Source organism: Pantoea sp. BRR-3P (assembly GCF_039621635.1).
In the GTDB taxonomy this organism is placed as follows: Bacteria; Pseudomonadota; Gammaproteobacteria; order Enterobacterales; family Enterobacteriaceae; genus Pantoea; species Pantoea floridensis.
This window is the reverse complement of the sequence record NZ_CP155066.1, coordinates 3,562,204-3,577,934: the sequence shown is the minus strand read 5'-3', so window position 1 is coordinate 3,577,934 and position 15,731 is coordinate 3,562,204. Positions and strand designations below refer to the sequence as shown.

General features: G+C 53.2%; 18 protein-coding genes. 12 read left to right on the top strand and 6 right to left on the bottom strand.

The window, feature by feature from the left end:
- Window positions 1-111 precede the first annotated feature (111 nt).
- Window positions 112-1,548, bottom strand: a complete 1,437-nt coding sequence (gene aspA / locus AAGR08_RS16610; RefSeq protein WP_097095133.1) for an aspartate ammonia-lyase — start codon at window positions 1,546-1,548, stop codon at window positions 112-114.
- Window positions 1,549-1,923: 375 nt separating this feature from the next.
- On the opposite strand from aspA, the gene AAGR08_RS16605 reads away from it, so the two are divergent.
- From AAGR08_RS16605 to AAGR08_RS16590, 4 genes are all read left to right on the top strand, one after another.
- Window positions 1,924-2,376, top strand: coding sequence for an FxsA family protein (locus tag AAGR08_RS16605; RefSeq protein ID WP_176519199.1), 453 nt, complete (start codon window positions 1,924-1,926; stop codon window positions 2,374-2,376).
- A gap of 193 nt (window positions 2,377-2,569) precedes the next feature.
- Complete coding sequence (locus AAGR08_RS16600) at window positions 2,570-2,863, top strand: co-chaperone GroES (protein WP_008104420.1); 294 nt, start codon at window positions 2,570-2,572, stop codon at window positions 2,861-2,863.
- Window positions 2,864-2,909: 46 nt separating this feature from the next.
- On the top strand, window positions 2,910-4,562 hold the full coding sequence (groL, locus tag AAGR08_RS16595; protein ID WP_097095131.1) for a chaperonin GroEL: 1,653 nt from the start codon (window positions 2,910-2,912) through the stop codon (window positions 4,560-4,562).
- Window positions 4,563-4,759: 197 nt separating this feature from the next.
- The gene (locus AAGR08_RS16590; protein ID WP_097095130.1) at window positions 4,760-5,107 is read left to right on the top strand and encodes a DUF4156 domain-containing protein; all 348 of its coding nucleotides are present in this window, start codon (window positions 4,760-4,762) and stop codon (window positions 5,105-5,107) included.
- Window positions 5,108-5,144: 37 nt separating this feature from the next.
- Here the strand turns inward: AAGR08_RS16590 and epmB are convergent, their stop codons facing one another.
- The gene (gene epmB, locus AAGR08_RS16585) at window positions 5,145-6,173 is read right to left on the bottom strand and encodes an EF-P beta-lysylation protein EpmB (RefSeq protein ID WP_097095129.1); all 1,029 of its coding nucleotides are present in this window, start codon (window positions 6,171-6,173) and stop codon (window positions 5,145-5,147) included.
- Between the two features lie 42 nt (window positions 6,174-6,215).
- Between epmB and efp the strand changes: the two genes are divergently transcribed.
- On the top strand, window positions 6,216-6,782 hold the full coding sequence (gene efp, locus AAGR08_RS16580) for an elongation factor P (protein WP_034826669.1): 567 nt from the start codon (window positions 6,216-6,218) through the stop codon (window positions 6,780-6,782).
- A gap of 146 nt (window positions 6,783-6,928) precedes the next feature.
- Window positions 6,929-7,063, top strand: coding sequence for an entericidin A/B family lipoprotein (locus tag AAGR08_RS16575; RefSeq protein ID WP_007886592.1), 135 nt, complete (start codon window positions 6,929-6,931; stop codon window positions 7,061-7,063).
- Window positions 7,064-7,100: 37 nt separating this feature from the next.
- On the opposite strand, the gene AAGR08_RS16570 is transcribed toward AAGR08_RS16575, so the two are convergent.
- Window positions 7,101-7,625 carry a lipocalin family protein gene (locus AAGR08_RS16570; RefSeq protein ID WP_097095128.1) on the bottom strand — a complete coding sequence of 175 codons (525 nt, stop codon included), beginning with the start codon at window positions 7,623-7,625 and terminating at the stop codon, window positions 7,101-7,103.
- A 147-nt stretch (window positions 7,626-7,772) separates the two neighbouring features.
- Here AAGR08_RS16570 and epmA point away from each other — a divergent pair, with 147 nt between their 5' ends.
- Window positions 7,773-8,750: an elongation factor P--(R)-beta-lysine ligase gene (gene epmA / locus AAGR08_RS16565; protein ID WP_097095127.1), complete on the top strand. Its 978-nt coding sequence runs from the start codon at window positions 7,773-7,775 to the stop codon at window positions 8,748-8,750.
- Between the two features lie 23 nt (window positions 8,751-8,773).
- Here epmA and degS read toward each other — a convergent pair whose 3' ends face one another.
- The 3 genes from degS to zapG all read right to left on the bottom strand — a co-directional run bounded on the left by degS (window position 8,774) and on the right by zapG (window position 11,823).
- Window positions 8,774-9,850, bottom strand: coding sequence for an outer membrane-stress sensor serine endopeptidase DegS (gene degS / locus AAGR08_RS16560; protein WP_345827379.1), 1,077 nt, complete (start codon window positions 9,848-9,850; stop codon window positions 8,774-8,776).
- 86 nt (window positions 9,851-9,936) lie between these two features.
- The gene (gene degQ, locus AAGR08_RS16555; protein ID WP_097095125.1) at window positions 9,937-11,307 is read right to left on the bottom strand and encodes a serine endoprotease DegQ; all 1,371 of its coding nucleotides are present in this window, start codon (window positions 11,305-11,307) and stop codon (window positions 9,937-9,939) included.
- Window positions 11,308-11,418: 111 nt separating this feature from the next.
- Complete coding sequence (zapG, locus tag AAGR08_RS16550) at window positions 11,419-11,823, bottom strand: Z-ring associated protein ZapG (protein WP_097095124.1); 405 nt, start codon at window positions 11,821-11,823, stop codon at window positions 11,419-11,421.
- Between the two features lie 190 nt (window positions 11,824-12,013).
- On the opposite strand from zapG, the gene zapE reads away from it, so the two are divergent.
- The 5 genes from zapE (at window position 12,014) to sspB (ending at window position 15,682) form a co-directional block, all read left to right on the top strand.
- On the top strand, window positions 12,014-13,141 hold the full coding sequence (gene zapE, locus AAGR08_RS16545; protein ID WP_097095123.1) for a cell division protein ZapE: 1,128 nt from the start codon (window positions 12,014-12,016) through the stop codon (window positions 13,139-13,141).
- 238 nt (window positions 13,142-13,379) lie between these two features.
- Complete coding sequence (gene rplM, locus AAGR08_RS16540) at window positions 13,380-13,808, top strand: 50S ribosomal protein L13 (RefSeq protein ID WP_007886599.1); 429 nt, start codon at window positions 13,380-13,382, stop codon at window positions 13,806-13,808.
- A 15-nt stretch (window positions 13,809-13,823) separates the two neighbouring features.
- Window positions 13,824-14,216: a 30S ribosomal protein S9 gene (gene rpsI, locus AAGR08_RS16535; RefSeq protein ID WP_007886600.1), complete on the top strand. Its 393-nt coding sequence runs from the start codon at window positions 13,824-13,826 to the stop codon at window positions 14,214-14,216.
- A gap of 328 nt (window positions 14,217-14,544) precedes the next feature.
- A complete protein-coding gene (gene sspA, locus AAGR08_RS16530) occupies window positions 14,545-15,186 on the top strand; it encodes a stringent starvation protein SspA (RefSeq protein WP_008104394.1) in 642 nt (213 codons plus the stop codon).
- A gap of 4 nt (window positions 15,187-15,190) precedes the next feature.
- Entirely contained in the window at window positions 15,191-15,682 is a 492-nt protein-coding gene (sspB, locus tag AAGR08_RS16525) for a ClpXP protease specificity-enhancing factor (protein WP_345827378.1), read from the top strand.
- Window positions 15,683-15,731 lie beyond the last annotated feature (49 nt).

The window sequence follows — 15,731 nt, the reverse complement described above, 5'->3', positions numbered from 1 at the left end:
CGCTCCCTGAGCCGCGGACACACCGAAGCTCTTAATATTGTTGCCGCCAAAATGAAAAAAGCACGCCGCATTGTATACGGGCGTGCTTTTGGCAACGTGATCTGGAGCGGATTACTGTTCGTTTTCGTCGGTGTAACGTTTCGCTTTATAAACCGGATACATCAGGTTCTGGATAGAGAAAATATCGTCCAGCTCCGCTTCGGTCAGCAGGCCGCGCTCCAGCACCACTTCCCGCACGCTTTTACCGGTTTCGGCACAAATCTTACCCACGATATCGCCGTTATGGTGGCCAATATACGGGTTGAGGTAAGTAACAATACCGATTGAGTTAAACACGTAGGCTTCACATACCGCTTTGTTCGCGGTGATGCCGTTAACGCATTTTTCCAGCAGGTTGAAGCAGGCGTTGGTCAGAATGCTGATCGATTCGAACAAGGCCTGGCCAATGACCGGCTCCATCACGTTCAGCTGCAGCTGACCGGCTTCAGATGCCATGGTGACGGTGATGTCGTTACCAATCACTTTAAAGCACACCTGATTCACTACTTCTGGTACGACCGGGTTCACTTTGGCGGGCATGATGGAAGAACCGGCCTGCAGTTCGGGCAGGTTGATTTCATTCAGGCCAGCGCGTGGACCGGAGGAGAGCAGGCGCAGGTCGTTACAGATTTTCGACAGTTTCACCGCCAGACGTTTCAGCGCAGAGTGGACCATCACATAGGCACCGCAGTCGGAGGTGGCTTCAATCAGATCTTCTGCCGGCACCACCGGCAGATTGCTCACTTCCGCCAGACGCTGTACCGCCAGCTGCTGATAGCCATCCGGTGTGTTCAGGCGAGTACCGATTGCCGTTGCGCCAAGGTTCACTTCCAGCAACAGTTCGGCGGTACGCAGAATACTGCGCGTCTCTTCATTCAGCAGCACGTTAAACGCGTGGAACTCCTGGCCCAGCGTCATCGGCACCGCATCCTGCAACTGGGTGCGGCCCATTTTCAGGATGTTTTCGAATTCGACGGCCTTACGCTGGAAGCCTTCGCTCAGCTGGTTGATGCCATCGAGCAGTTTTAGGATCGAAGCATAAACCGCGATGCGGAAACCGGTTGGATAAGCATCATTGGTCGATTGACACTTATTCACGTGATCGTTGGGATTAAGATACTGATATTCACCCTTCTGGTGGCCCATCAGCTCCAGACCGATGTTGGCCAGCACTTCATTGGTGTTCATGTTAACCGAGGTGCCCGCGCCGCCCTGATAGACGTCAACCGGGAACTGATCCATGCATTTGCCGTTATTCAGCACCTCATCACACGCCTGGATAATGGTGTTTGCGATGTTGCGGGGAATGGTTTGCAGCTCTTTGTTGGCGAGCGCGGCTGCTTTCTTCACCATGACCATACCGCGAACAAATTCCGGTATGTCACTGATTTTATTATTACTAATATAGAAGTTTTCAATCGCACGCAGAGTATGAACACCGTAGTAAGCATCTGCTGGAACTTCGCGCATGCCTAACAGGTCTTCTTCGATACGAATGTTGTTCGCCATGATTACCTTCTTATTATTGCTGCCTTGTTACTACCGGGCGTCCGGTTGGACGGGCGGCAAATAACGTGCAGGTGAAGCGATTATATTGTCGTGGAATGTCAGCGCCGACATATTATCCATCTTCGCGCTGACGGGCACGATCATATTCTGATGTTACAGAATTGTTTGTGCACAGATCACTTTACGGGCATTTGCAGGCCCAGCGGTAATAACGATATGTGATGTACTTCGCAATTTTAAGTCAGTGGGAAAAAAATGGCAGGTTCGGTTGAAATTGCCCGTTCAGATGCCCATCTCTATCCATACGGTCTTGCAGACCAACCCTTTCTGCTGCCTGGCGATTTGCGGGGCAGCTCCAACTCACAGGAGAATTCGGTGCGCTGGTTACCGTTATTGATTTTTTTCGTATTAGCCTGGATTGAAATCTCAATCTTCATTCAGGTCGCGCATGCGCTGGGCGTGCTGCTCACCATGCTGCTGGTGATTTTTACCTCGGCGATTGGCGTTTCGCTGGTGAAGAATCAGGGCATGAAGAACTTCCGGCTGATGCAGGAGAAGCTGGCGCGCAATGAAAGCCCGGCGGCAGAGATGACCAAGAGCGTTTCGTTAATCATCTCCGGCTTCCTGCTGCTGTTGCCTGGTTTCTTCACCGACTTCCTCGGATTATTGCTGCTGCTACCACCGGTGCAGAAGCATCTGACGCTGAAGCTGATGCCGCATCTGCGCGTATGGCGCGGCCCGGGCGCCGGTCCCGATGCGGGATTCACTGTGGACGGTGAATACGAGCGTAAGGATCAAGATCGGATTGGTCACGATAAAGACCAATAAGCGAAAGAAGGCGGCGCAAGCCGCCTTTTTGCTGCATTTTTCGCCATCTGTTGCAGAAACGAAAATATTTATATTTTTTGCCCTTGAAAGCCCACTTATTGCCCCTATCTCTTCCAGCACGAGGCCGGAAGCCAAGCAGTCCGGTTCTAACCCAAAAAATGAATGATTGGACTTCTCAAAGGAGAGCTATCAAATGAAAATTCGTCCATTGCACGATCGCGTCATCGTCAAGCGTAAAGAAGTTGAAGCTAAATCAGCGGGCGGCATCGTGCTGACCGGTTCAGCTGCCGGTAAATCTACCCGCGGTGAAGTCCTGGCTGTTGGCAAAGGCCGCATCCTGGAAAACGGTGAAGTTAAGCCTTTGGACGTGAAAGTGGGTGATCTGGTGATTTTCAGCGAAGGCTACGGTGCTAAGACCGAGAAAATCGACAACGAAGAAGTTCTGATCATCTCCGAAAGCGACATCCTTGCGGTTGTTGAAGCGTAATTTACGCGTAATTCACTGAACGAAACGAATTTAAGGGATATTTGAAATGGCAGCTAAAGACGTAAAATTCGGTAATGACGCACGCGTAAAAATGCTGCGTGGCGTAAACGTACTGGCAGATGCAGTAAAAGTTACCCTGGGCCCGAAAGGCCGTAACGTGGTTCTGGATAAATCTTTTGGTGCACCGACCATCACTAAAGATGGTGTTTCTGTGGCGCGTGAAATCGAGCTGGAAGACAAGTTCGAGAACATGGGCGCGCAGATGGTGAAAGAAGTGGCCTCTAAAGCGAACGACGCAGCAGGCGACGGCACCACCACCGCAACCGTATTGGCTCAGGCGATCATCACTGAAGGCCTGAAAGCCGTGGCTGCGGGCATGAACCCGATGGATCTGAAGCGCGGTATCGATAAAGCGGTTATCGCTGCGGTTGAAGAACTGAAAACCCTGTCTGTGCCTTGCCAGGATTCACGCGCCATTGCTCAGGTAGGTACCATCTCTGCTAACTCCGATGAAACCGTGGGCACGCTGATTGCTGACGCAATGGATAAAGTGGGCAAAGAAGGCGTTATCACCGTTGAAGAAGGTACCGGCCTGCAAGACGAGCTGGACGTGGTTGAAGGTATGCAGTTTGACCGTGGCTACCTGTCGCCGTACTTCATCAACAAGCCAGAAACGGGTGCCGTTGAGCTGGAAAGCCCGTTCATCCTGCTGGCTGATAAGAAAATCTCTAACATCCGCGAAATGCTGCCAGTGCTGGAAGCCGTTGCGAAAGCCGGTAAGCCACTGCTGATCATTGCAGAAGACGTGGAAGGTGAAGCACTGGCAACGCTGGTGGTTAACACCATGCGCGGTATCGTTAAAGTGGCTGCGGTTAAAGCACCTGGCTTCGGCGACCGTCGTAAAGCGATGCTGCAGGATATCGCTATCCTGACCGGCGGTACCGTTATCTCTGAAGAGATCGGTATGGAGCTGGAGAAAGCGACCCTGGAAGATCTGGGTCAGGCAAAACGTGTTGTCATCAACAAAGACACCACCACCATCATCGATGGCGTGGGCGATCAAGGCGCGATCTCTGGCCGCGTAACGCAGATTCGTCAGCAGATCGAAGAAGCGACTTCTGATTACGACAAAGAAAAACTGCAGGAGCGCGTAGCGAAACTGGCAGGCGGCGTTGCCGTGCTGAAAGTGGGCGCAGCGACTGAAGTTGAAATGAAAGAGAAGAAAGCGCGCGTTGAAGATGCCCTGCACGCGACCCGTGCTGCGGTTGAAGAAGGTGTGGTTGCGGGTGGTGGTGTGGCGCTGGTTCGCGTTGCTGCGAAAATCGCCGCATCTGGCCTGAAAGGTGATAACGAAGATCAGAACGTAGGTATTAAAGTTGCGCTGCGCGCAATGGAAGCACCTCTGCGTCAGATCGTCTCTAACGCCGGTGAAGAGCCTTCAGTTGTGGCTAACAACGTGAAAGCAGGCGACGGTAACTACGGTTACAACGCGCAGACTGAAGAGTACGGCAACATGATCGACTTCGGTATCCTGGATCCAACTAAAGTGACCCGTTCTGCGCTGCAGTACGCTTCATCGGTTGCGGGCCTGATGATCACCACCGAAGCGATGGTGACTGATCTGCCGAAAAGCGACGCACCTGATTTAGGTGGCGCTGGCGGTATGGGTGGCATGGGCGGAATGGGCGGCATGATGTAATTGCCCCTGACGGCTTAAGCCATCTGAAAAACCCTCGATCGGAAACGGTCGGGGGTTTTTCTTTTGCGGGCGAACAAGGTATAAGTAAGGGCGCAATACTTCGGCTTTACGGGTTTAGGGCAATGAATGTTCAGAAAAAAAGTGCGCTTTTCTGCTACGCTGCCGCCCGACACTGATGATAATAAATGGGGATTACAATGCGGATTAACCTCTTGCTCGGACTGGCAGTGGGAACTTTACTGCTGGCGGGTTGCAGCAGCTCCAATCAACTGAGTGCCGGCGGCGAACGCGTGACCTTCGTCGACCAACAGCCAGCCAGCCAATGTCAGCTGCTGGGAACGCTCACCGGCTCACAGAGCAACTGGCTGAGCGGTTCTGGCGGGGAAGGCAGTTCACTGCGCGGCGCGGCAAACGACCTGCGCAATCGCGCGGCGGAAATGGGCGGCAACGTGATTTATGGCGCCACCAGCCCGACGCAAAATCTGCTGTCAGCTTTCGCTCCCCTCGACAGCAAAATGTCCGGCCAGGTGTATAAGTGTCCGTAATGTGCCGTCGTAAAAAAAGCCGCGAATGCGGCTTTTTTTATTCCTGGCGCAGCTGTAAATCCAGCGGCGTTTTGCTTGGCTCGCCACCAATTTCTCGTGCCAGTTTCGGTACCATATAGCCAGAGACTTTCGCCAGCAGCTGACGAACCAGGGTGCGTGCTTCCTCATCAGAAACAAAGAAATGTGCCGCGCCCTGTACCTTATCCAGCACGTGCAGGTAGTAGGGCAGAATGCCGGCGTCAAACAGTGCGTTGCTGAGATTTGCCAGAATCTGGGCGTTGTCATTCACTCCGCGCAGTAGCACGCTCTGATTGAGCAGCATAACGCCCGCCCGCTTCAGCATCTGCATGCCGTGACGTAGCTCATCGTCAATCTCCTGCGCATGATTGATATGGCTTACCATCAATACTTGCAGACGCGTTTCCGCCAGAATCTGACACAAACCTTCGGTAATACGTGCGGGGATCACCACCGGCAGGCGGCTGTGAATGCGCAGGCGCTTCAGGTGGGGAATTTTTTCCAGCGCCGTAACCAGCCATGCCAGCTCGTGATCTTTGGCCATCAGCGGATCGCCGCCCGAAAAAATGATCTCGTCCAACTCGGGATGCGCGGCGATGTAATCAATGGCCGCTTGCCAGTTGCGCTTGTTGCCCTGGTTATCCTGATAGGGGAAATGACGGCGGAAACAGTAGCGACAATTGACCGCACAACCGCCTTTTACCAGCAGTAGCGCACGATTTCGGTATTTATGCAGTAAACCGGGCACAACACTGCTTTGTTCGTCCAGTGGATCGGTGCTATAACCCGGCGCATCAATAAATTCCTGACGGCTGGTCAATACTTGCAGCAGCAGCGGGTCGGTGGCATCGCCTGGTTTCATGCGTGCGATGAAGGCCCGAGGTACGCGTAAGGCGAAAAGCTTGCGCGCATCAGCGCCTGCGGCCAGATTTGCATGCTGATCCAGAGATAAAAGTTGCAGTAATTCAGCAGGTTCGGTGACAACATCAGCGAGTTGCTGTAACCAATCTTCTCTGACAGGGGGATTTAGGGTTACAATGTGTGCCATTTTTTTGGCTATTTACCAGTTCAATATTTACAGAGGGCCTTTATGGCGACTTATCTTAGCAACGATTTCCGTCCCGGTCTTAAAATCATGTTCGAAGGCGAGCCATATGCCATCGAAGCCAGTGAGTTTGTTAAGCCGGGTAAAGGCCAGGCATTCGCACGCGTTAAAATGCGTCGTCTGCTGACCGGTTCTCGCGTTGAGAAGACCTTCAAATCCACTGACTCTGCCGAAGGCGCAGATGTTCGTGATATGACGCTGCAATATTCTTACAACGACGGCGACTTCTACTACTTCATGCACCCGGAATCTTTCGAGCAGTATCAGATCGAATCTAAAGTGCTGGATGACGTGACCAAGTGGTTGCAGGACAATGCGGATTGTATCGTTACCCTGTGGAACGATAAAGCGATCGCTGTTCAGCCACCGAACTTCATCGAAGCGGAAGTGATCGAAACCGATCCAGGCTTGAAAGGTGATACCGCAGGTACCGGCGGCAAGCCAGCAACCCTTTCAACGGGCGCAGTGATCAAAGTGCCACTGTTCGTGCAGATTGGCGAAGTGGTAAAAGTTGATACCCGCTCTGGCGAATACGTTTCTCGCGTAAAATAATCGTCAAATCAGGCGCATCGGTGATGCGCCTTTTTTCTTCGCTGTGCCTCTGCTTCACTCTTTTCCTGCCGTTGAATCCGCATTTTTCCAAATCAAGACTATGCTTTAAGAGCTGTACTTTTACTGCAACCAAAAAGGATATGGCTATGTTAAAGAAAAGTATTGTCGCGATTTTTTCCGTGCTGGTGCTCTCTTCCGTTCTGACCGCCTGTAACACCACGCGTGGTGTCGGCGAAGATGTTTCGGCGGGCGGTAAGGCAATTCAGCGCAGCGCACAGTAAGATACCCCGGTGTGAAAGCTGCTTTCACACCGGATCTCTATTTCTGTTCAACCCAAATCAGCTCATCTACCGGGAATCCGGCACTTCTGGCCTGTTCGACCAGGCGCTTTTTAACACCTTCATCTAATTGTGGCGTGCGTGAGAGAATCCATAAGTAGCTACGATTCGGGCCGCATACCAGCGCATAGCGATAGTCCGGATCCAGCGCTATCACGTTGTAGCCACCATAGAACGGACCAAAGAACGAGACTTTCAGCGCAGCGCGCTGTTTATCGCCGGTGAAATAGGCTTTGCCAACGCTCTCTTGCCAGCGTTGCTTCTGCTGGTTGAAACCACGATTAACCACTTTCAGGCCACCATCATCGCGCGGGCTATAATTGGCCGTGACCTGCTGTAAACCACGTTCAAAGCGGTGATTAAGACGAGCGATTTCATACCATTGGCCGAGATAGCGCTGACTGTCGAATCCCTCGACCACCGTAACGCCTTTTGGCGGCGTGGTTGAGCATGCAACTGAGAGGAACGCGCTGAGGCTGGCGACGAGAGTTTTCCATGGAGACATTAGGGGATTCCTTCACAATTTTAATGAGTTAAGTATAGCTGCCCGTTACTAAATTGCTGCTGGCATCCGCTGGCGCTGCGGCGTCGTTGTTTGCCATCGCCAATGCGGGTAGACTTCCACCCCTTATTTGTATGAGGAGTCATCAACATGAGCGAAACGGCAAGCTGGCAGCCAAGCGCACCCATTGCCAATTTGTTGAAACGCGCCGCCATTATGGCGGAAATTCGTCGTTTCTTTGCCGATCGCGGCGTGCTGGAGGTGGATACTCCGGCGATGAGCCAGGCGACTATCACGGACATTCATTTGGTCCCGTTCCAGACGCGTTTTGTTGGGCCGGGCGCCGCTGAAGGGCGCGATCTGTGGCTGATGACCAGTCCGGAATATCATATGAAGCGCCTGCTGGCAGCGGGTAGCGGACCGATTTATCAAATGGGCCGCAGCTTCCGTAACGAGGAAGCGGGACGTCACCATAATCCTGAATTTACCATGCTGGAGTGGTATCGCCCGCACTACGATATGTACCGCCTGATGAATGAGGTGGACGATCTGATGCAGCAGGTGCTGGAGTGCGATAGCGCCGAGTCATTGTCATATCAGCAGGCGTTTATTCGTCATCTGGAGATCGACCCGCTGTCAGCCGATAAAGCGCAGCTGCGTGAAGTGGCGCAGAAGCTGGGCGAGGGCGAGTTAGCGAACCGTGAAGAAGACCGCGATACGCTGCTGCAGCTGCTGTTTATGCTGGGCGTTGAGCCGAAGATTGGTAATGATAAGCCTTGCTTTGTTTATCACTTTCCGGCAACGCAGGCGGCATTAGCGGAAATCAGCACCGAAGATCATCGCGTCGCCGAACGCTTTGAGGTCTATTACAAAGGTATTGAGCTGGCGAATGGTTTCCGTGAGCTGACCGATAGCCGTGAACAGCGTCAACGCTTTGAGCAGGACAATCGTCGCCGTGCCGCGCGTGGCCTGCCGCAGCATCCTATCGATACCAACCTGCTGGACGCGTTGGCACATGGCATGCCTGCCTGCTCTGGCGTGGCGCTAGGTGTTGATCGTTTGATTATGCTGGCGCTGAAAGCCAGCGCATTGAGCGAAGTGATCGCCTTCCCGGTTGACCGCAGCTAATCCATGGGGGCGCGAAAGCGCCCTTATTGGGTGGTGACTGGGGCGGTGACTTCCGGGAATTCCTGAATGGTAACCGGCAGCGTCATCTTCTTTTCATTGCGTAAGATCTGCACGTCAATGACTGAACCCGGGCGAATTTCAGCCACCTGATCCATCGTTTCCTGCGCTGAAATCGCGGTTTTGCCATTCACCTGAAGCAATACATCATTAGCCTGAATACCGGCGCTATCGGCCGGCCCGCCAGGCGTGACGTTACTGACAATAATGCCTTGTACGCGGTCAAGGTTACTGCCCTGGCCGTGCAGCGGCGGCAATTCACGCCCGGTAATGCCGATATACCCGCGAATCACCCGGCCATCACGAATCAGCTTATCCATGATTTTGCTCGCCAGCGCAGTTGGAATGGCGAAACCAATCCCTTCCGGCGTTTCGCCATCGCTGCTTTTATCAAAGGTTAGGGTGTTGATGCCCATCAACTCGCCGAGGGAGTTAATCAGCGCGCCGCCTGAATTGCCCTGGTTGATCGAAGCATCGGTTTGCAGGAAGTTTTGCCGTCCGGAAGAGCTCAGGCCAACGCGCCCGGTGGCGCTTATAATGCCCTGCGTAACGGTTTGGCCCAGGTTGTAGGGATTACCGATGGCCATCACTACGTCGCCAATGTGCGCTATGCGTCTGGCATTGATGGGAATGACGGGCAGGTTCGCGGCGCTGATTTTCAGTACCGCCAAATCGGTCATCGCATCGGAACCCACCAGGTTAGCTTCGAAGAAGCGTCCATCCTGCAGCGCCACGATGATTTGGTCGGCATTATTGATAACGTGTTTGTTAGTAAGAATGTAACCTTTGCCGTTCATGATGACGCCGGAACCGAGCGTGGTGATGCCGCGATTGTTGTTGCCGTGAGCACTGCGGTTATAGACATTCACGACCGCGGGCACGGCACGGCGCACACCCTGATTGAAACTGACGGGTGCTTCATCATTGCTATTGTCATGATCAAAGGTGATATCGCTGCCGATACGTAGCGCAGGGATCGCGACAAGCAGTAAGCCAGCCACGATCAGGCCCATCACCACAGAACGCAAAAGTTTAAGAAACATGGTGTTATTTCAGGCAAGGGTTAATCGCAGGGCAGAATAGCATGAGAAAGGCGGACAAACACCTGCTTGTCCGCCTGATGCGAGGATTATCGCAGAAGCAGGTAAATACTCTCGTCGCCGCGCACTATGTTCAGTGCCAGCACCGGCGGTTTCCCTTCCAGCACTTTGCGCATTTCGGCCAGCGAGGTGACGTGATTGCGGTTTACGCCGACAATCACATCGTCCTTCTGCAAACCAACCTGCTCGGCCGGCGTTCCTTTTTCAATCGCATCGACTTTCACGCCCTTATCACCGGCTTTGGTCGCACCGTCGCTCAGTGTGGCGCCCTGCAGCGCAGGCGACATGAGCTGTGCGCTGGCGGTGGTTTGCGCGCTCTGCTCCAGCGTGACGTTAACGGTAATCGGTTTGCCTTCACGTAACAGGCCGATTTTCACACTCTGTCCCGGCGGTGTGGTACCCACTTTCACGCGCAGTTCGGCAAAGCTGGTAATGGCTTTGTCATTGATGGAGGTGATGATATCGCCGGCTTTGATGCCCGCTTTCTCGGCGGCCGATTTCGGCAGAACTTCAGAGACAAAGGCTCCACGCTGCGCATCGACATTAAAAGCTTTAGCAATATCGGCGGTCATCTCAGTGCCTTTAATGCCCAACTGACCGCGCTTCACTTCACCAAACTGAATCAACTGCTGCGCGAGATTCATCGCCATATTGGCGGGGATCGCGAAGCCGATACCGATATTGCCGCCGCTGGATGCCAGAATCGCCGTGTTGATACCGATCAGCTCACCATTCAGGTTGACCAGCGCACCGCCGGAGTTGCCGCGGTTAATCGCCGCATCGGTCTGTATAAAGTTTTCCAGCCCTTCCAGGTTCAGGCCGCTACGTCCCAGCGCAGAGATGATGCCGGAAGTGGCCGTTTGGCCGAGGCCGAAGGGATTACCGATAGCAACGGCGAAATCACCCACTTTTAGCGAATCGGAATCGGCAATTTTTACCTGGGTCAGGTTTTTCGCGCCCTCAATTTGAATCAACGCGATGTCGGTTTGCTCATCGTGACCAATAAGCTTAGCGTCGTATTCGTTGCCATCACTCAACTGCACGCTGATTTTATCTGCACCGTTCACCACGTGATTGTTGGTCAGGACGTAGCCTTTCGCGGCATCGATGATCACGCCAGAGCCCAACCCTTCAAAAGGCTGAGGCTGAGATTGTCCGGGTGCCTGGCCGAAGAAGCGTTTCAGCGGCTCCGGAATATCCTGCGCCTGCTGGCCGGAATCTGTGCCTTCTACATGCACGCTGACTACCGCAGGCAGAACTTTCTCCAGCATCGGTGCCAGGCTTGGCAATGCTTGTCCTTGAATCTGGGCCGGCAGGGTTGCCAACGCGCCAGGGGCGGCGGCCAGACCCATTCCAATGCTCAAGGCTAATGCGCTCAACAGTCGTGCTTGTTTTTTCATTGCTACAACGCTCTCGCTGCGAAAAGAAAAGGGGATGAAAAAGTGTGACAGTTGTTTGGGGCAAGGGTTCGACAAACAAAAAGGGCACAGCCAAGCTGTGCCCCAAAAGGATTATTTACGCGGTGTGCGATCGCTACCCCGTAACAGGCCGGAAGCACCTTCAGAGTAATCGCGCGGCATTTGTACCGGCGCCTGATCGTTATCCGCTTCGGCTTCCGTTAGCTGGTAGGCAAACGGATTTTTCTCGCCCGGCAGATTTGGCAGCAGATCGTTAGATCCCTTCGCCATGTGCTGATACAGCTGGCGGTAATCATGCGCCATGTTGTCCAGCAGCTCAGCGCTGCGTGCAAAGTGGTTGGTGAGCTCCTCGCGGTAATCCGCCAGCTCAGCCTTCGATTTTTCCAGCTCATACTGCATGCTACGCTGCTCACGCAGCTTCTTGTTGCCAAAACGCATCACTACCGCGCCGACAATAATGCCAATCACTAAACCAATCAGCCCGTATTCCCAGGTCATAATGACTCCCGTGTAATTTCCGTTGTTTCGTAGGGCATTGCTTCTGTTTCAACATCAACTTCAATAGCAGTCACTATACCCAATAATCTCATGGAAGTGGAACTATCGGGCTGCATCGCTTAGTGTAGAGCGGCCTATTTTTCGTCAACCGACCCGTGAATCGGACTTTTTCAGGGATTCTGAGAGAACCATGCAAACCTCATCTCCGCTTGCACGCTATGAGCAAGCGCTGTCGCAGGGCGAGTTTCGCCCGGATGACGTACAACGAGAAGCGATTACCCGCTTAGATGCCATCCAGCAAGGATTGATTGCTCGCCAGCAACATGTTGAACCGGCAGCAAAAGGCCTGTTTGGACGTCTGTCTAAGATGATGAATAAAGAGAAAAGTGCGAGTGATGCTCCGGTGCGCGGCCTCTATATGTGGGGTGGTGTAGGACGCGGTAAAACCTGGGTGATGGATCTGTTTTTTCAGTCAATTCCTGGCGACCGCAAACTGCGTCTGCATTTTCACCGCTTTATGCTGCGCGTCCATCAGGAGCTGACGCAGCTGCAGGGCCACAGCGATCCGCTGCTGATTGTCGCTGACCGCTTTAAAGCTGAAACCGACATTCTCTGTTTTGATGAGTTTTTTGTTTCGGATATCACCGATGCCATGCTGCTCGGCACGCTGATGGAGGCACTGTTTGCCCGCGGCATCTCGCTGGTGGCAACCTCAAATATTCCGCCGGATGAACTCTATCGCAATGGCCTGCAGCGGGCGCGCTTCCTGCCCGCCATTGAACAAATCAAGCGTCATTGCGAAGTGATGAACGTTGATGCCGGTATCGATTACCGTTTGCGTACTCTGACTTCAGCGCACTTGTGGAATTTCCCGCTGAGCGATGCCACCCATGCTGAAATGGAGCGTATGTTCCGTGCGCTGTCCGGTAAAGCGCGTGAGGATGCGCCGGTGCTGGAGATTAATCATCGTCAGATGCCAACGCTCGGCGTGCATGACGGCGTGCTGGCGATTAATTTCCTGACTCTCTGTGGCGAAGGGCGCAGCCAACACGACTATATTGAGCTCTCGCGCCGATTTCACAGCGTCTTGCTGTATGATGTGCCGGTGATGATTTATAAGACCGAAGATCAGGCGCGTCGCTTCCTCGCGCTGGTTGATGAATTCTATGAACGCCACGTGAAACTGGTCGTGGCGGCGGAAACGTCGCTGTTTGAAATTTATCAGGGCACACGCTTGAAGTTCGAGTATCAACGCTGCTTGTCGCGTTTGCAGGAGATGCAGAGCGAAGAGTATTTGCGTCTGCCGCATCTGCCCTGATGACGTGGCAGAAATCGCAGGATTTAGATGCAAAAAGGTTCGATCTTTGGGTTCGACTTCTCTATAATCTTGCGACCCCACGTTACAGCATCGGTTTTCTTTCCCAAGAACTCGATGTGATCCGGTAACTCACTTGAAGGGGTGGCTTGCTGGGCAAAATGGTCGTGTGAGCCTCAATCGTTTACTTAGCGTTTGGGATTTCACCAACGTGTAACTTTTTATTTGGGTAAGCTTTTCAATGAAAACTTTTACAGCTAAACCAGAAACCGTACAGCGTGACTGGTATGTTGTTGACGCAACGGGCAAAACCTTGGGTCGCCTGGCGACTGAACTGGCGCGCCGTCTGCGTGGTAAGCACAAAGCGGAATACACTCCGCACGTTGATACCGGTGATTACATCATCGTTCTGAACGCAGAAAAAGTTGCTGTAACCGGCAACAAGCGTACTGACAAGATTTACTATCACCACACTGGCCACATCGGTGGTATCAAGCAAGCGACCTTTGCAGAGATGATCGAGCGCCGTCCTGAGCGTGTGATTGAAATCGCGGTTAAAGGCATGCTGCCGAAAGGCCCACTGGGTCGTGCTATGTACCGTAAACTGAAAGTTTACGCAGGCAACGAGCACAACCACGCGGCGCAGCAACCGCAAGTTCTTGACATTTAATCGGGATTATAGGCAATGGCTGAAACTCAAAACTACGGCACTGGTCGCCGCAAAAGCTCTGCCGCTCGCGTCTTCATCAAGCCGGGTAGCGGTAACATCGTAATTAACCAGCGCTCTTTGGAGCAGTATTTCGGTCGCGAGACTGCACGCATGGTCGTGCGTCAGCCGCTGGAACTGGTTGATATGGTTGGTAAATTTGACCTGTACATCACTGTTAAAGGTGGTGGTATTTCTGGTCAGGCTGGTGCGATCCGTCACGGTATCACACGCGCTCTGATGGAGTACGACGAGTCTCTGCGTTCTGAACTGCGTAAAGCGGGCTTCGTTACCCGTGATGCACGTGAAGTTGAACGTAAGAAAGTCGGCCTGCGTAAAGCACGTCGTCGTCCACAGTTCTCCAAGCGTTAATTGTTTGCTGCTTTGGCAGCGGCAATTGGCTCAAAAAACCCGCTTCGGCGGGTTTTTTATTGCCCTTTTTACCAATTATTACCACCAAAAACGCGAGCTTTACCCGCATTTTGCCCGCAAATCATTACGCCTGCCCCACAAGCTGCTTAAAATCTGGTAAACTCACTGTCACTTTGCGCCTGCGAGAAGCAGCGTTGTGCTTGTCGTTCCTGTCGGGAAGGCTGGGCGATGCTTCTAACGCTGACGGTAGGCGAATCTGATGAGCCGGTGAGTCGCCGTGTGGTTGGCTATTCGCAGTATCTTTTTGTGAACAAACTTGGAGGTTTTCATGGCTGTCGCTGCCAACAAACGTTCGGTAATGACGCTGTTTTCTGGTCCGACTGACATTTTCAGCCATCAAGTACGCATTGTACTGGCTGAGAAGGGCGTCAGCGTGGAGATCGAGCAGGTTGAAACGGATAACCTGCCGCAGGATCTGATTGACCTCAACCCGTATCGCACAGTACCTACGCTGGTCGACCGTGAACTGACGCTGTACGAATCACGCATCATCATGGAATACCTCGATGAGCGTTTCCCGCATCCACCGCTGATGCCGGTTTATCCGGTTGCGCGTGGTGAAAGTCGTTTGATGATGCACCGCATTGAGCAGGATTGGTATAGCCTGATGCGCACCATCGAAACTGCCAATGGTGCAGAAGCCGATGCAGCGCGTAAGCAACTGCGTGAAGAGCTGCTGGCAATTGCGCCACTGTTTGCACGTACGCCTTTCTTCATGAGTGAAGAGTTCAGCCTGGTGGATTGCTATCTGGCGCCGCTGCTGTGGCGTCTGCCGCAAATGGGTGTGGATCTGTCTGGCGCAGGTTCTAAAGAGCTGAAAGGCTACATGACGCGCGTATTTGAACGTGACTCTTTCCTTGCGTCACTGACAGAAGCAGAACGTGAAATGCGCCTGCAAGCTCGGGGCTAATAGTATGGAAATGTCGCAACTAACGGCGCGTCGTCCCTATCTACTGCGTGCATTCTATGACTGGTTGCTTGATAACCAGCTGACGCCGCATTTGGTGGTCGACATTAATCTGCCTGGTGTGCAGGTGCCGCTGGAATATGCGCGCGATGGGCAGATTGTTCTGAACATCGCGCCACGTGCGGTAGGCAATCTTGACCTCGCCAATGATGAAGTGCGTTTCAATGCGCGCTTTGGTGGCGTACCGCGTCAGGTCTCTGTGCCGATGGCTGCGGTTCTGGCAATTTACGCCCGTGAAAACGGTGCTGGCACCATGTTCGAACCGGAACCGGCTTATGAGCTGGCGACGGAAGATCAGGATGGTAGTGGTCAGGAAGAGACGATGATGTCTGTGATTGATGGCGATCGTCCGGATGATGCGACTGATGACGATCACTCGCCAGATGATGAGCCGCCGCCGCCGCGTGGCGGACGACCTTCACTCCGCGTAGTGAAATAAAGCGTCTGAGAGTGTGAAATAAAAACGGGCCGATGATTGGCCCGTTTTT

Excerpts from the sequence above, each read along its gene's own strand:
- aspA (WP_097095133.1), bottom strand. The coding sequence starts at position 1,548 with ATGGCGAACAACATTCGTATCGAAGAAGACCTGTTAGGCATGCGCGAA.
- AAGR08_RS16600 (WP_008104420.1), top strand. The coding sequence starts at position 2,570 with ATGAAAATTCGTCCATTGCACGATCGCGTCATCGTCAAGCGTAAAGAA.
- groL (WP_097095131.1), top strand. The coding sequence starts at position 2,910 with ATGGCAGCTAAAGACGTAAAATTCGGTAATGACGCACGCGTAAAAATG.
- AAGR08_RS16590 (WP_097095130.1), top strand. The coding sequence starts at position 4,760 with ATGCGGATTAACCTCTTGCTCGGACTGGCAGTGGGAACTTTACTGCTG.
- epmB (WP_097095129.1), bottom strand. The coding sequence starts at position 6,173 with ATGGCACACATTGTAACCCTAAATCCCCCTGTCAGAGAAGATTGGTTA.
- efp (WP_034826669.1), top strand. The coding sequence starts at position 6,216 with ATGGCGACTTATCTTAGCAACGATTTCCGTCCCGGTCTTAAAATCATG.
- AAGR08_RS16575 (WP_007886592.1), top strand. The coding sequence starts at position 6,929 with ATGTTAAAGAAAAGTATTGTCGCGATTTTTTCCGTGCTGGTGCTCTCT.
- AAGR08_RS16570 (WP_097095128.1), bottom strand. The coding sequence starts at position 7,625 with ATGTCTCCATGGAAAACTCTCGTCGCCAGCCTCAGCGCGTTCCTCTCA.
- epmA (WP_097095127.1), top strand. The coding sequence starts at position 7,773 with ATGAGCGAAACGGCAAGCTGGCAGCCAAGCGCACCCATTGCCAATTTG.
- degS (WP_345827379.1), bottom strand. The coding sequence starts at position 9,850 with ATGTTTCTTAAACTTTTGCGTTCTGTGGTGATGGGCCTGATCGTGGCT.
- degQ (WP_097095125.1), bottom strand. The coding sequence starts at position 11,307 with ATGAAAAAACAAGCACGACTGTTGAGCGCATTAGCCTTGAGCATTGGA.
- zapG (WP_097095124.1), bottom strand. The coding sequence starts at position 11,823 with ATGACCTGGGAATACGGGCTGATTGGTTTAGTGATTGGCATTATTGTC.
- zapE (WP_097095123.1), top strand. The coding sequence starts at position 12,014 with ATGCAAACCTCATCTCCGCTTGCACGCTATGAGCAAGCGCTGTCGCAG.
- rplM (WP_007886599.1), top strand. The coding sequence starts at position 13,380 with ATGAAAACTTTTACAGCTAAACCAGAAACCGTACAGCGTGACTGGTAT.
- rpsI (WP_007886600.1), top strand. The coding sequence starts at position 13,824 with ATGGCTGAAACTCAAAACTACGGCACTGGTCGCCGCAAAAGCTCTGCC.
- sspA (WP_008104394.1), top strand. The coding sequence starts at position 14,545 with ATGGCTGTCGCTGCCAACAAACGTTCGGTAATGACGCTGTTTTCTGGT.
- sspB (WP_345827378.1), top strand. The coding sequence starts at position 15,191 with ATGGAAATGTCGCAACTAACGGCGCGTCGTCCCTATCTACTGCGTGCA.